General features: G+C 59.3%; 15 protein-coding genes and 2 pseudogenes. 9 read left to right on the top strand and 8 right to left on the bottom strand.

Features of this window, described 5'->3' with window-relative positions; all coding sequences use genetic code 11:
• The 3 genes from AC1XOS_RS12680 to AC1XOS_RS12670 all read right to left on the bottom strand — a co-directional run.
• Positions 1-2,079 (bottom strand): RecQ family ATP-dependent DNA helicase (locus AC1XOS_RS12680; RefSeq protein ID WP_481962586.1); only part of this gene is annotated, 2,079 nt, incomplete at its 3' end.
• A 71-nt stretch (positions 2,080-2,150) separates the two neighbouring features.
• Positions 2,151-2,711, bottom strand: a complete 561-nt coding sequence (locus AC1XOS_RS12675; protein ID WP_481962585.1) for a UbiX family flavin prenyltransferase — start codon at positions 2,709-2,711, stop codon at positions 2,151-2,153.
• Positions 2,708-3,295, bottom strand: coding sequence for an NUDIX hydrolase (locus tag AC1XOS_RS12670; RefSeq protein ID WP_481962584.1), 588 nt, complete (start codon positions 3,293-3,295; stop codon positions 2,708-2,710). The genes AC1XOS_RS12675 and AC1XOS_RS12670 overlap by 4 nt, the downstream gene beginning before the upstream one ends.
• Before the next feature lie 89 nt (positions 3,296-3,384).
• Here AC1XOS_RS12670 and AC1XOS_RS12665 point away from each other — a divergent pair, with 89 nt between their 5' ends.
• Positions 3,385-3,642, top strand: coding sequence for a transposase (locus tag AC1XOS_RS12665; protein ID WP_481962587.1), 258 nt, complete (start codon positions 3,385-3,387; stop codon positions 3,640-3,642).
• Here the strand turns inward: AC1XOS_RS12665 and kynU are convergent.
• The gene (gene kynU / locus AC1XOS_RS12660; protein WP_481962583.1) at positions 3,546-4,679 is read right to left on the bottom strand and encodes a kynureninase; all 1,134 of its coding nucleotides are present in this window, start codon (positions 4,677-4,679) and stop codon (positions 3,546-3,548) included. The genes AC1XOS_RS12665 and kynU overlap by 97 nt on opposite strands.
• A gap of 21 nt (positions 4,680-4,700) precedes the next feature.
• Here kynU and AC1XOS_RS12655 point away from each other — a divergent pair, with 21 nt between their 5' ends.
• The 8 genes from AC1XOS_RS12655 (at position 4,701) to AC1XOS_RS12620 (ending at position 10,379) form a co-directional block, all read left to right on the top strand.
• Positions 4,701-6,047: an ABC transporter substrate-binding protein gene (locus tag AC1XOS_RS12655; RefSeq protein WP_481962582.1), complete on the top strand. Its 1,347-nt coding sequence runs from the start codon at positions 4,701-4,703 to the stop codon at positions 6,045-6,047.
• The gene (locus AC1XOS_RS12650; RefSeq protein ID WP_481962581.1) at positions 6,044-6,949 is read left to right on the top strand and encodes a carbohydrate ABC transporter permease; all 906 of its coding nucleotides are present in this window, start codon (positions 6,044-6,046) and stop codon (positions 6,947-6,949) included. Before AC1XOS_RS12655 ends, AC1XOS_RS12650 begins: the two co-directional genes overlap by 4 nt.
• 3 nt (positions 6,950-6,952) lie before the next feature.
• A complete protein-coding gene (locus tag AC1XOS_RS12645; protein WP_481962580.1) occupies positions 6,953-7,771 on the top strand; it encodes a carbohydrate ABC transporter permease in 819 nt (272 codons plus the stop codon).
• Positions 7,772-7,835: 64 nt separating this feature from the next.
• Entirely contained in the window at positions 7,836-8,657 is an 822-nt protein-coding gene (locus AC1XOS_RS12640) for a hypothetical protein (protein WP_481962579.1), read from the top strand.
• Between the two features lie 9 nt (positions 8,658-8,666).
• The gene (locus AC1XOS_RS12635; RefSeq protein ID WP_309707032.1) at positions 8,667-8,939 is read left to right on the top strand and encodes a hypothetical protein; all 273 of its coding nucleotides are present in this window, start codon (positions 8,667-8,669) and stop codon (positions 8,937-8,939) included.
• Positions 8,936-9,304, top strand: a complete 369-nt coding sequence (locus tag AC1XOS_RS12630) for a clan AA aspartic protease (protein ID WP_481962578.1) — start codon at positions 8,936-8,938, stop codon at positions 9,302-9,304. Before AC1XOS_RS12635 ends, AC1XOS_RS12630 begins: the two co-directional genes overlap by 4 nt.
• On the top strand, positions 9,301-9,669 hold the full coding sequence (locus AC1XOS_RS12625) for a DUF423 domain-containing protein (protein WP_481962577.1): 369 nt from the start codon (positions 9,301-9,303) through the stop codon (positions 9,667-9,669). The genes AC1XOS_RS12630 and AC1XOS_RS12625 overlap by 4 nt, the downstream gene beginning before the upstream one ends.
• Positions 9,666-10,379 (top strand): NAD-dependent epimerase/dehydratase family protein, encoded by a 714-nt coding sequence (locus tag AC1XOS_RS12620; RefSeq protein ID WP_481962576.1) that lies wholly within the window; start codon positions 9,666-9,668, stop codon positions 10,377-10,379. Before AC1XOS_RS12625 ends, AC1XOS_RS12620 begins: the two co-directional genes overlap by 4 nt.
• A gap of 40 nt (positions 10,380-10,419) precedes the next feature.
• Here the strand turns inward: AC1XOS_RS12620 and AC1XOS_RS12615 are convergent, their stop codons facing one another.
• The 4 genes and pseudogenes from AC1XOS_RS12615 to AC1XOS_RS12600 all read right to left on the bottom strand — a co-directional run.
• Complete coding sequence (locus tag AC1XOS_RS12615; protein WP_481962575.1) at positions 10,420-11,304, bottom strand: AAA family ATPase; 885 nt, start codon at positions 11,302-11,304, stop codon at positions 10,420-10,422.
• Positions 11,305-11,316: 12 nt separating this feature from the next.
• On the bottom strand, positions 11,317-12,348 hold the full coding sequence (locus AC1XOS_RS12610) for a Gfo/Idh/MocA family protein (protein WP_481962574.1): 1,032 nt from the start codon (positions 12,346-12,348) through the stop codon (positions 11,317-11,319).
• 258 nt (positions 12,349-12,606) lie between these two features.
• A pseudogene (locus AC1XOS_RS12605) lies at positions 12,607-12,738 on the bottom strand (SUMF1/EgtB/PvdO family nonheme iron enzyme); the annotation flags it as partial.
• Positions 12,723-13,129: pseudogene (locus AC1XOS_RS12600) on the bottom strand (hypothetical protein); the annotation flags it as partial. The pseudogenes AC1XOS_RS12605 and AC1XOS_RS12600, both read right to left, overlap by 16 nt.

The raw sequence follows: 13,129 nt of genomic DNA, 5'->3' as shown, positions 1-13,129 counted from the left end.
AAGTAGCTCTGGATCGGCACTCTCACTGGAGGCTTGTGCTTGCACCACCGATGGTGCACGCCACTCGATATCCAAAGAATTACTTTGCAGCGCCTCCACCCCGCTCTCGGTCAGATAGAGGCGCTTGTACTCATCTTCTTCATCGCGCCTCAGGTAGCGTTGCTCGATCAGGGCCTCGATTAGCCGCTCGACATCGGCTTTTTTCCAGCTTTCCAGCGCCCCAAATGCTCCGGTTCGACTCGGCTTAACGGGAGCATCAGGCGTTCCCCGAAGCGCTTTGAGAAGGCCCGTCTTGCCCAGATGAAACGGGTAGTAGCTGCTCGCTAAATCATGGAGCAGGCGCAGGGCGTCCAGCCCTTGGCCCATGTTCCCTCCTCCCCGGCCCTCCTCCCCCGATCCTCCCTCCCCCGATCCTTCCTCCCGGGATCGGGAGGAGGGCCGGGGAGGAGGGCTGCACACATCACACATGCCGCACGTGCGGCGGGGCCAGCGGTCTCCGAAGTAGCGGGCGATCTGGGCGTGGCGGCACTTGGGCTCGTCGCCATAGGCTTTCATCGCGGCGGCACGGTACGCGGCGGCCTCGGCACGCTCTTTAAGATGCTCCTCCAGACGCGCTTTGGTGTCCTCAGGGGGAGGCAGGAGCTCTAGACATAAATCGCGTGGCGCGGCGCGGTAGGTGAGATAGCCCGCCTCTTGTAGGCGCAGAACCTCGTGCTCTAAGTCAGCGAGATGGAGGCCTGCCGCCTCGGCTTGCGCCACGGGATCACTCCCCGCAGAGAGAAGCAAATCGGTAAGCGGATCGCCGTCACTATCGTTCATGAACGGCTCGCTGTAGAGATGCATCGCGCGGGGAAGATCCGCATGACGGGCGAGCAAGCCGAGCTCCTCCAGAACGGGAAGCGCACTTCGCACTAAACCATCGTCGCCGCCCGCTTCACTGACCAGTGCCTCAAAGCGGATGGGAGCGCAGCGCCGTCGCCCTAGCATACTCCGCACCGCTTTGTAGACACTCTGCACCCGCTCCGCTGTGAGCGCGGCCTCACCCAGCCGCCGGGTCGCCGTGGCCATGTCCGACGACGTGTAGAGCATGACGCAGCGCGAGGGCTTGCCATCGCGCCCCGCACGCCCCGCCTCCTGGTAGTAGTTCTCCAGAGTTCTGGAGGGATTGAAGTGCAGCAAAAACCGAATGTCAGACTTGTCCACGCCCATGCCAAACGCGACGGTCGCCGCCATGACGCGCACCTCGCCGTTCATAAAGCGATCCTGCGCCGCCGCTCTCTCCACGGGCTCCAGGCCCGCATGGTAAAAACCCGCCGCCACACCCTGCCGCTTGAGCATGCGTGAGATGTCCTCACAACGATCCCGCGACGACGCATAGACCAGCCCGACGCCGTCAAACTGCTGGCAGATCTCCACGGTGGCAAAGAGCTTCTCATCGTTGCTTTTCACGCGTCGCGCCTCTAAAAATAAGTTCTCACGCCACGTCGGCTTCAGAATCACCCTGAGCTTACGCCCCAGCTGCTGCTCGATATCGCGCTGGACATCCGGCGGCGCGGTCGCCGTGACGGCCAGCACCGAACGAGGATTTAGCTCTTGAACCGCCCGTCCCACGGCCCGATAATCAGGCCGAAAATCATGCCCCCACTGGCTGATACAGTGCGCCTCGTCAATCACCACCAGTGAGACGCCCACCTCGCGGAGCGCGTGCAGAAACGGCGGTTGCCTCAGACGCTCCGGCGCGGCATAAATAAGCTTTAATTGCCCCGACTTAAGCTGCGCCAGCCGCTTGCCCAGCTCCGACGAGTCCAGCGACGAGTTGATCAGCGCAACCCGGTCTTGCAGCGCCTCAGGGAGGCTCTCGACCTGGTCTTTCATCAAGGCGATCAGCGGCGAGAGAATGAGAGTCGCGCCCGGCAAGAGCAGCCCTGGTAGCTGGTAGGTCACGGACTTCCCGCCGCCCGTGGGCAAGACCGCCAGCGTGTCCACCCCCGCCACCGCTGCCTCGACAATCTCGCGCTGCCCCTCGCGGAAATCATCGTGCCCAAAAAACTCTTTTAATGCCTGCCGCAACTCATCCATGGATTTGTTCTACGAACCCCATCCCTATAACGACGGAACTACCCCAATTCTAACAAAATGCGGAATTATTTTTATTTTTGCCATTCACCAACAAGGGTTTGTTCGATGCCGAGGTTCTGGAGAATACGGGCGACCACGGTGTCTACCAAGTCCTCAATGGTCTTGGGCTCGTGGTAGAAGGCGGGACTGGCGGGAAGAATTGTCGCTCCGGCCTCGGCGAGCTGGGTCATATTTCGCAGGTGGATCAGGTTCCAGGGCATCTCACGCGGGACAAGAATCAGCTTACGGCCCTCTTTGAGGCAGACATCGGCGGCGCGGGTCGTGAGATCGTCGCTGATGCCGTTTGCGATACGACCAGCAGTCCCCATCGAGCAGGGGACGATCACCATGCCTTCGTGGCGGAAGCTCCCCGAGGCGGGCGGGGTGAAGAAATTACGCTTCTCACAGAGCTGGATTTTAGGGTCACAGAGATAGGCATCCAGCTCGCGGTTTAGCTCCGTCTTGAGCACGGAGGCAGCGTTGGAGGAGAGCGTGAGATAGATCTCATCGTAGTGGTGCACCGCTTGTAGCAGAAAGCGCTGGGCATAGAGAGCACCGCTGGCTCCCGTGATGGCGACAACGAGGCGCTTCACGCGCTCTCCTCGTCGTCCACAAGCTCGCGGATAACGCCTTTTGGCTCAGGGAGGAGGCCCAGACAGGTTTCGAGAACGCGCCGCTCAAGCTCAGGGAGAAGCGTGAGGGCTTCTTCTGGGGTGCAGACGCGCCGACCGACCACACTGTCCGCCGGATCGTGGTGCGGCTCATCAGAGAGCTCCGCGACCGTGCCCGAGACCCACAGTAGATAGGTCGGGTGGACACGATAGACACGGCCAGGAACGCGGTTCAGAAACTCAATCCGGGTCGCTGCAAGCGGCTTGTAATCGGGCTTGAGCCGTGTGCGCACTTCCTCCCAGAGCTCTCGCACAAGCGCCTGATGCTGCGTCTCGCCGCCCTCTAAGCGCCCACCAGGAAAGGTAAAGCTGCCGTCTTTGTTCTCGGCTAAGACGAGTCTTCCATCAGGAAGCATGGCCACGGCGTGCACCGAACGCACCCGCTCTTGGTCATCTATGATACTCGGCAAGCCCGTGATCAGCCGGACGCGCTGGTACTCTCCCCAGATCGCTTCCTCCACACGCCAGGCACCAGGAGGGAGACTGGAGGTTCGTTTTCTTGCCATTATTTTTCTAGTTTACCCGGAGATTAAGAGAAACACGAAAATAGGCTACCCTTCGGCAGTGCCAGAGGCACTGTCTTAATCTAGGAAATATTGACGATAGAGTGCCTGTTCCTGCTCTGTTTCAAAAGATTTTTGGGAAGGTGTACGGAGATAAAGGCGACGTCTCCCAGGAACTCTTTGAGCTACTATTTGCCGATGGTATCGAGCTGACTACCAAGAGCAAGAGAGGCATGAAGCCCCGGGTCTACAGCTATGGAATCAGGCTGGCTTCAGTCTCAAACGTCCCTTGTTCCGCAAGCATTTTGAGGGTCGTGACGGCAGTTTTGCAGTCCTCTTCGGTGCTGTAGAGCGGGTGTGGGGCAAAGCGGATGAGGTCAGGTGGACGGTGGTCAGGGATGATCTGGTGCGCTCGTAGCGCCCGACAAAGTGCGGCGGCGTTGGGGTGCTGAATCGTGATATGGCCCCCACGCTGGGAGTCTTCCCGTGGCGTGATGACGGTGAAGCCTGCGTTTTCGGCCTCGCTGCGCAGAAGCGCGGTGAGGGCAAGCGACTCTTGCCGCAGGCGCTCGATGCCGCGGTCTGCCAGTGACTTTGCCGTAGCTTCTAGCGGGGCGAGCGAGAGAACGTGTGACGTGCCAAGCTGAAGCCGCGCGGCGCCCTCGGCGGGTTGGAGGGTTTCGTCGTTGGTGAAGAGTGCATCTTTCCGGCTCCCAAACCAGCCTTGCAAGCCAGGAGAGTTTCCCTGATGGCGCGGGTTGAGATAGAGCCCACCGACACTCCCCGGCCCCGCAGAGAGCCACTTATAGCCACACCAAAAAGCCGCATCGCAGCCCCAGGCATCGAGCGGGTGCGGGACAATCCCAATCGAGTGCGCCAAGTCCCAGAGCAGAACGACTCCGTTTGCCCGTGCACTCGCCGTCAGTCGCTCCATGTCCAGCAGTCGCCCCGTTGTGTAGATCACCGACGGTAGAACCGCACACGAAAACTCCCCCGTGACAAACGCCGCCTCGACTGCGTCTTCGTCGGGCGTGACGGCAACAAGCCCCTCCAAGACTCCGCGTAGCTTGAGATGGCTCTGGAGGGCGTAGCGATCCGTTGGGAACGCGCTATGCTCGATCAGCACTTTCCCTTTGCCGTCATAGAGTGTCGCCAAGAGCTGATGGAGATTGACCGTGATCGAGCCCATCGCTACCACACTTTTCGCCTCCGCCCCGATCAGCCGCGCCAGCTGCGCCCCCGTGCGCTCCGCCAGAAAGAGCCACGGGTGCATCCCCTCCGTCCAGCCGTGGATGGCAAGCTCACGCCACTCGGAAAGCGTCCGTAAAACGGCGCTCTCCGCCTCCTCGGTGAGAAGCCCTAGCGAGTTGCCATCAAGATAGATCATTGATTGGTATAATACCGAACAATGCGTGCATTTCCTTACGGTCCCGCCCCGCTGGCGATTCTTTGTCTGGCGGTCGTTTCGGGGCTTTTTCTCGCCAAAGATCAGGCGAAGAAGCCAAAGCGGGCGACTTTGACCTACTGGACGTTCGCGCGTCCGCACTACGAAGCCTACCAGAAAGCGCTCCCCAAGTTTCTCGAAGAGCACCCCGGAGTTACGGTAGATCTGCAGCTCGTGGATGGTCAAGGGCTCAACCAGCGGCTCCGGGCGGCCTTTCAAGCGGATCTGGATGTCCCTGATATGGTGGAGATCGAGATCAGCGCCGCCGGATCGTTCTTCCGCGGACCGAAAGAGCACATCGGCTTTTTAGACATCACGGATCGCCTCAAATCTGAGGGGCTCGATAAAAAGATTGTCGCCAGTCGCTTTGCTCCCTACACCAACCGGGGAAGTATCTTCGGGCTGCCCCACGATGTGCACCCGGTGATGCTGGCTTATAATCGCGAGAAGTTCAAGGAGCTGAGCCTTGATCCCGCGCAGCTCGACACCTGGGATAAGTTTATCGAGGCGGGCGTGAAGGTCAAGCAGCCGGGCAAGCAGTATCTTCTGGAGATGTCCGATACCGGCACCTCGCAGCTTGAGCTCTGCCTCTTCCAGCGCGATGGCGGCTACTTCGACCCGGATGGCAAGGTGATCTTCGACAACGAGACCGGAATCGAGACCATGAAGTGGTACGTGCCCCTGGTCGCTAAAAACAGCAAGCGCCAGATCGGCAATGCCCTCTCCAGCTCGTTTGGACAAGTAATGACCCAGGCGCTAGAGAGTGGGTACTTTCTAAGCGTTGTCACCCCGGACTGGCGCAGCAAGAACCACGAGAAAGATGTGGCAAAGATGTCAGGAAAGATGGGCCTGATGCCCATGCCCGCCATCAAGCCCGGAGGCCGTCGCACAAGCACCTGGGGTGGGACGATGCTAGGAATCACCAAGGCCTGCGCCAGTAAAGACCTCGCCTGGGACTTTGCCAAGTTCCTCTACCTCAACGAGAAAGACCTCGCCGAGCGCTACGCCGACACCAATATCTTGCCCCCCGTGCCCTCGGCATGGAGCCAGCCCGCCTTTGACAAAGAGTACCCCTACTACGCCGGTCAGAAAATAGGACGGGACTACGCTGCGCTAGCGCCACAGGTGCCACCACAGTATGCCAGCGCCTTTGTGGAGCTGGGGAAAGGCAAGCTGGGCCAGGCATTGATCCAGTGTGTCGAGTACTACAACGCCCACGGCGAAGACGCAGGCTGGGATGCGTTCGTGCGCAGCACCGTAAAATCCCGCGCCGATGAAGTCCGTCAGCAAATGGCGAGGAACCCGTTTTGAGAGAGAGCTCAACCTTTTTTAAGAAGCAACAGAAGCTTGCACCGTATTTATTTGTCCTGCCCTTTGTGGTGACATTCTGTATCTTCTCCGCCTACCCGTATCTCAAGAGCCTAGCCTACTCGCTCTACGCGACCAGTGGGCCAAAAGATGCCAAGTTCGTGGGGCTGAGCAACTACCAGTTTCTCTGGAGCGACCTGGACTTTCGTAAAGCGGTCGGGAACACGGCGCTCTTTGCGGTGCTTTCCGTGGCGATCCAGCTGCCGATGTCGCTGGGCCTTGCGCTGCTGCTCTCGCAAAAGTGGATCAAGGGGGTCAAGCTCTGGCGCTTGGCCGTCTTCGCTCCCAACCTAATGGGTCAGGTAGCAGTCGGCGTGCTCTTTGGCGTGCTTTTGCAGGCGAAGTTTGGTCTGGTCAATATCGGGCTGGCCGCTATTCTGGGGCCACAGTGGCTGGACCAGAAATGGCTCTCGGAGCCGAATAATGTCCTTCCCGCGCTAGTGGTCGTGACGGCTTGGATGAGTATCGGCTACAACATGATCTACTTTCTCGCCGCGCTCCAGAACGTAGACCAGGAGCTGATTGAGGCCGCAATGGTAGACGGTGCCAATGGTGTGCAGCGCTTCCGTGCCGTGACTCTGCCTGCCATTGCGCCCGTGATGGCCTTTGTGCTGGTCACCATGACAGTTGGGAGCTTCCAGCTCTACGAGCTCCCTCGCACCCTACTCGGCGGCGGTGGCCCAGACAACCGTGGCCTGACGATCATCATGTACTTGTTCAACAACGGCCTGCTCTCCGGCGACCTAGGCTACGCGTCGGCGGTCGGTTGGACACTGGCCGTGATGCTGGCTGCCATTGCCGCCCTTCAGATCTGGCTCTCCGGCACCGCAAAGAAGGACGCATAACCCATGAAACTCCTTGGCAAGATCCTTACCTATGTCCTTCTGACTATCGCAGCGTTCTCAGCACTCATCCCCATGTGGGAGCTGTTTTCGTCCACGCTACGCCCCTCGGGGGAGATGTTCTCGCAGTATCTCTGGGCCTCTCACCCGACCCTGGAGAACTATAAAGACCTCTGGGAGCTTAAAAGCCCCAACTACATCCGCTCGCTCTTCAACTCGCTCTTTCTGGCCTGCTCGGGCGTGATCCTACAGCTCTTTTTCTGCTCGCTGGCGGGCTGCGCGCTGGCCAAGTACGAGTTCAAGGGCAAGAAAGTGCTGATGGGCATCCAGCTCCTGACGGTCTTTATTCCGGGTGCGGTCACGCTCGGCCCCGGCTATCAGCTCATGTACCAGCTCGGCTTAGTGGATACCTACTTAGGAATGCTGATCGGCTCTGCGGGCAATGTTTTTGGCATCTTTTTGTTCCGCCAGGCTATCCTTGGGGTGCCCGACGAGCTGATGAACGCGGCGCGCATTGATGGCTGCTCGGAGTTTGGGATCTACTGGAATATCATTATGCCGATCGTGCGCCCGATGACCGGCGCGTTCTGCCTGCTGACGTTTATGGGAAGCTGGAACAGCCTTTTGTGGCCGTCTATGATGCTCCAGAACCCCCAGCACCACACGCTCCCCATCGCCCTCTCCAGCTTGGTGGGCCTCTACAGCCAGAAGTACGGGATGATGATGGCCGGAACGTTCGTCATGGTGCTCCCGGTGATTGTCTTGTTCTTAGTGCTCCAAAAAGAGTTCATCTCCGGCCTCACCAGCGGCGCGGTGAAGGGATAGCCATCATCCCGAACCCATCCCCCCGCCCCCTTCCCTGTTCCAAGGAAGGGGGAGAGGAGAACAAATGGCTGAGTTTGTCCGATTTCGTCAAGTCTACGAAGCCATCTTCTACCAAAGCAAAACACCGCTCCAATGGGCAATGGACGAGGTGGCAACACAGGCAGCGAGACTCCTAGTAGACTTGAACGACTATCAGTACGAGGGCATGGACTATGTCACCGATGATGGGTTGGAAAACTGGTATGCCTTGAGCCGAGTTCATGACATGCTGGTCTGCCAGCTCTACGGTAAGCACTCTCGGGAACTTACTAAAGATGCCTACGTAATCTGGTGGGAGTGGGTTGGGCTCACCACAAGGGAACCAAGTACCTACCACCCATTCTGGCACGAGATTGTTGAGCTGATCGAGGACGATACCCTTACTGAGCCGGTTCAGATCGAGTACTTTTTTTGGCCTGCGCTGACATTCGGAGAGCTTCTCTTCGCCCGCGCAGGAGTCAGAGTAAGAGTCCAGCCAGAATTATTTATCAAAACACAGGCTGAGAGACATACGCTCTTCTTTACCTTCACCCGCAGTTGGAGACCTACCGAAGATCTCTCCAAGGGCTGGGGAAGTAACTCACAGTGGCGCACCGACTTCCGCCGCGACTACGCTACCAAGATGGGCTACTGGTTCAACCGTGATGGTCGCTGTGATCTCACTCCTGGCCACCTTCCATCTACCTGGAGCCCCGATGACTGTTTCTCAGAAGAACTGAGCTACGAAGAACATGTTGAACTTCTTGTGAACCGCTGCTTTGTCCGCACCCCCAAGCCCGACAAAAGCTACTGCATTGAAGAATGTCGCCTGTTCGTGCCCTACGAAAACGCAAAGCACCTGCGATAGAATAGTGCTATGGGACACTTGAGCTATACCTCAGAGGAAATTGGCCAGCGCGGCGAAAAGTTCTACAACGAAAAACTCCGTGCTTTTATTGATACGCCCGCTAATTTGGGCAAGCGCCTCTCCTTGGATATAGCGACAGGTGACTACGAAATTGACGATGATGCCGTTGCCGCAGCCCTACGTTTACTGAAGCGAAATCCTGAGGCAACTCTCTATGGCATACGCATCGGGCAGGATTGTGTATACTCTTTTGGCAGTCTCTTGAGTGAAACGAAGCAATGACAATTGGCCATGTTCAAGGGAACAAGCCTTTTGTTTCAGTTACTTTTCTACTGCCCAATCAACCGGCTTTCTCGCTAGAGTGCGTTGTGGACACAGGCTTTGCAGGGTATCTCACGCTTCCAGAGCAGGCAGTCGAGGTACTCAAGCTTCCTTTTCTCCAGACGATCCCCTCGCGCCTTGCCGATGGAAGCCGCGTGATGCTAGATAGTTATCTCACCACTATTCGCTGGGCGGAGCAGCAGCGCCCTGTTGAAGTCGTGGCGACGGGAATTCAGCCCTTAGTAGGACGTGCACTCCTCCAGGGATTTTTGGTCAGTATTGATTTTCGGGACGGCGGTGATATTACACTGGAGACAAGCTCTTGAATCTCATTCGAATAGGCGCAATTAGCGCGGGGATCGCGGTGGCGGCGGGGGCGTTTGGGGCACACGGGCTGAAGTCCGTGATCAGTGCACCTGCAATAGAGATTTGGAAGACGGGCGTTCAGTATCACCTAGCCCATGCGCTGGCGATGCTGCTGCTGGCGGCGCTGGCGGGACAAGTGGAGCTGAAGGTGACGCAGACCGTCGGGAAGCTCTTTCTGATTGGCCAGCTTATCTTTGCGGGAAGCCTCTACTTGCTCGCGGTGACGGGCATCAAGTGGCTGGGGGCGATCACACCGCTCGGCGGCGTCTGTTTTCTGCTGGGCTGGGGCTATCTTGCCCTCTCGGCGGGTAAACTCAAGGCGTGAAACACACCGTTCTTCTCACCGGCCCTGGCGGGCGCATCGGGCCGCATATCTTGCCCACGTTCCATGAGCAGTTTGAGCTTAAGCTCCTCGACCGACGGCCTATTGAGGGCGAGCCAGAGACGATTGTTGCGGACTTATCTAGCATCGAGACTCTGACAGCGGCGATGCAGGGCTGCGACACGGTGGTGCACCTCGCGGCCACCAGCGACGAAGCGCCGTTTGTCGAGGAGCTGGTTCCCAACAATGTCGTCGGGCTTTTTAATGTCTTTGAGGCCGCGCGGGCGGCGGGCGTCAAGCGCGTCGTCTTTGCCTCGACCGTGCAGGCGGTGAGTTATTATCCGCAGGAGCACAAGGTCGAAGCCACCGATCTGCCGCGCTCGGTGAGCTTGTATGGCGTCACTAAAGCGATGGGCGAGACCATGGGGCGCTACTACCACGACAAGCACGGGCTGGAGTTTATCGCGGTGCGGATCGGGTGGTTTCTGGACTATGAGCACGAGTGGCTGAAAGAAGGCCGCGCCAATGCGATCTGGCTCTCGCCTCGGGATGCGGCGAGCTTTCTGGCACGCTGCGTCACGACGGAGAACGTCGGCTACGCCATTGTCCACGCCACTTCCAAGACCAGCTTTGAGCGCCTGAGCCTAGCCCCCGCCCGAGAGATCCTCAGCTGGGAGCCCTCGGATGTAGTTCCCCCACCGGGCGGGGGTTAGGGGAGCCTTACCGTGGCACCGCCACCGACGCCAGCGCCTGCTAGATGATCTGAGAGGGCAGTAGGCCGCCGTACTTGGCCTTGGTGTCGAGCTGGATGCGGTGTGAGAGCACGGGGACAGCAAGTGCGCGAATGTCTTCAGGGAGCGTGAAGTCTCGCCCCTCGGTGAGGGCGCGGGCTTGCGCGGTACGGTAGAGCGTCAGTGAGGCGCGCGGCGAGAGCCCTAGGCGCAGACGGGCATCTTTACGGATTGTCTCCACCAGCCGGACGATGTAGTCCGCGACCTCGGGTTTTACCAGCACGCGGCGCACCTCGGCTTGTAGCGTCAGTACATCCTCGGTAGTCAGAACCGACTGGAGCTGCTCTAGCGGGTGACCATCGTTCTGGGAAAAGAGAATCGCCAGCTCGTCGTCGTGGGTGGGGTAGCCTAGCGCAAGCTGAATCGCGAACCGGTCGAGCTGTGCCTCGGGGAGTGGGTAGGTGCCGTGGTACTCCACCGGGTTCTGTGTGGCGATCACAAAAAACGGCTGAGGGAGCAAGCGACGTATTCCCTCGACCGTCACCTGTCCCTCGCTCATCACCTCAAGAAGCGCCGACTGGGTACGCGGCGATGTCCGGTTGATCTCATCGGCGAGTAGGATATGGCTAAAAACCGGCCCCTCACGAAACTCAAAGACGCCCTCCGCAGGACGGTAGAAGCTTGAGCCTGTGATGTCTGCTGGGAGCAAGTCCGGGGTGAACTGAATCCGCCGGAACGTCCCATCAATGGAGCGGGCAAGTGCCTTGGCCAGCGTGGTCTTGCCCGTACCCGGGACATCTTCAAGGAGAACGTGTCCTCCGGCAAGCAAGGCAATCACCACAAGGCGAATAGCCTCCGGCTTGCCTCGGATCACGGAGCCAAGGTTGTTTTCTAGTTTTTCAATCATGCGTAGCTAGACTTAGAGATCGGTCGTTAGTGGAAGTTTTTGCATCATACCCGAATCGGCGGCACGCTTGCCTGCTTCTAAGATTTCCTGAGCATCGCGCGAGACCTTGGCGCTACAGACACCGGCCAGCGCCTCGCCGGTCTCGATGCAGTGGAGTAGATACTCGGGTGCGGTACGGTACGGCGCCTCTAAGGGCGTGGGCTCGATAATCTCTACGGGCTGCCCCGGCTTCATCAGGTGCACTTTCCCGCCTTGCAGGCAGAGTGCCCCCTCAGAGCCATAGGCGTAGGGGTTGCCGGTGACGTAGCCCGTCACTTGGGTCCAGCTTGCCTCGGCAACGCAGTGTGCGCCTTTATACCAGGCATCGATGAGCGCGTTGTCATCGGGGATGGGGTAGTCCTTGGCGAGAATGCCGCGCATCCCGATGACTTTCTCCGGGAGCCCTAAGAACCGGGCCATCATCGCGGAGCCGTAGCAGCAGTAGTCCATAAACGCCCCACCGCCGTTTTTCTCCTCGTCGTAGAGCCAGCCCCAGAAGGTCTCGTCGCAGCCGATCTCCTTAGGGCCGTTGTGGGCGGATCTGTACTTGAAGTAGCGCAGCTCGCCAATGCCACCCGAGAGAATAATGCGCTCCATTTCCTGAAACGCCGGACTCCAAGCCGTGGGCCAGTTGACCATGAGCTGGACGCCCGCTTTGTCGCAGGCCGCCACCATGCGATTGGCCTGCGCCAGAGTCGCCGCCATGGGTTTTTCACTAATCACATGGCACTTTTTTGCCGCCGCCGCCTCGGTGATCTCGGCGTGGGCAGAGTTCTCCGCCGCGATCTGGACGATATCGAGCTCGCTCTCGCCCGCCAGCATCGCCTCCCAGGACTCGTAAAGACGGGCCTCAGGGAACTTTTCGGCAAAGCGGTTGCGGAGCCGCTCGTTGCTCTCGCCCACCGCCACGATCTCCACACGCCCCGTCGCCGCCCAGTGGCTCAGCTCACCCCACACATGGTCGTGCACCAGCTTTGCCACACCTAGCTTATATACCTTGCTCATGGGCTTTGTGTTCGACAGAGAGAGGCGGGTTTCCTGCCCGTTATCCATCGGGCGCGTAAACGGGCCCGCTGTTGCGGCAAGACCCATGAATGGGCCTCATGATTACGGCAGGCTGCGGTAGAGGGCGCTGGTGCGGGGGAAGGTGCCCCGGATGCGCTTGCGGTAGGCGAGAAAGACCTTGCTGTAGTGTGCAAGGGGTAGCTTCCCGCAGGCTGTGCCCTTATCCCCGCTCGTCGGTGTCCACCAGAGCTGGTCTTTGGGCTCCTCATTGCCCCACGGATACTCTTTTCCTTCCAGCCCACCTCGCGCTGCGTACTCCCACTGCGCTTCAGTTGGCAGTAATCGCTCTGCCCAGTCCGCGTAGGCTTTGCAATCTAGCCAAGAGACGTTCCCGCTGCACCGCCCCACGCCGCCTTGGCAAAGGCTTCGAGCTGGCTGTAGTTGTTGGCCCAGGTGGTGTACATGACGCCTTCGACCTTGGCACCGCCCAGCGCCTTAGCCGTGGCGAGCCAGCCTTTGATGGCGCTGGGGTCGCCGTCGTAGTAGCCCGCGAGAATCTGAGCGTGGCCGCGCTTGGCGAAGAAGTCGAGGCTCTCTTTGGGCTTGCCGGAGTTCCAGTTCATGATCAGCGTGTCTTTGCTCAGCCCCTCCCAGCTTCCAGCGAGCGTGCCACGGACTAAGTAGTAGTTGTCGTGGGCGTTGTGGTGCGGATCGAACATGTCCGACCAGGCGACCAGCTCGGCCAGGGGCGATGTCTGCTTTGCCAGCGCGATACACTTTC

It is taken from the genome of Armatimonas sp. (assembly GCF_964826245.1).
The sequence above is the reverse complement of the archived record's forward strand: the minus strand, read 5'-3'. Positions and strand labels throughout refer to the sequence as shown.

What these genes read in the sequence shown, in the direction of transcription:
- AC1XOS_RS12655 (WP_481962582.1), top strand. Translation starts at nt 4,701, where the DNA reads ATGCGTGCATTTCCTTACGGTCCCGCCCCGCTGGCGATTCTTTGTCTG.
- AC1XOS_RS12630 (WP_481962578.1), top strand. Translation starts at nt 8,936, where the DNA reads ATGACAATTGGCCATGTTCAAGGGAACAAGCCTTTTGTTTCAGTTACT.
- kynU (WP_481962583.1), bottom strand. Translation starts at nt 4,679, where the DNA reads ATGATCTATCTTGATGGCAACTCGCTAGGGCTTCTCACCGAGGAGGCG.
- AC1XOS_RS12615 (WP_481962575.1), bottom strand. Translation starts at nt 11,304, where the DNA reads ATGATTGAAAAACTAGAAAACAACCTTGGCTCCGTGATCCGAGGCAAG.
- AC1XOS_RS12670 (WP_481962584.1), bottom strand. Translation starts at nt 3,295, where the DNA reads ATGGCAAGAAAACGAACCTCCAGTCTCCCTCCTGGTGCCTGGCGTGTG.
- AC1XOS_RS12640 (WP_481962579.1), top strand. Translation starts at nt 7,836, where the DNA reads ATGGCTGAGTTTGTCCGATTTCGTCAAGTCTACGAAGCCATCTTCTAC.
- AC1XOS_RS12645 (WP_481962580.1), top strand. Translation starts at nt 6,953, where the DNA reads ATGAAACTCCTTGGCAAGATCCTTACCTATGTCCTTCTGACTATCGCA.
- AC1XOS_RS12635 (WP_309707032.1), top strand. Translation starts at nt 8,667, where the DNA reads ATGGGACACTTGAGCTATACCTCAGAGGAAATTGGCCAGCGCGGCGAA.
- AC1XOS_RS12610 (WP_481962574.1), bottom strand. Translation starts at nt 12,348, where the DNA reads ATGAGCAAGGTATATAAGCTAGGTGTGGCAAAGCTGGTGCACGACCAT.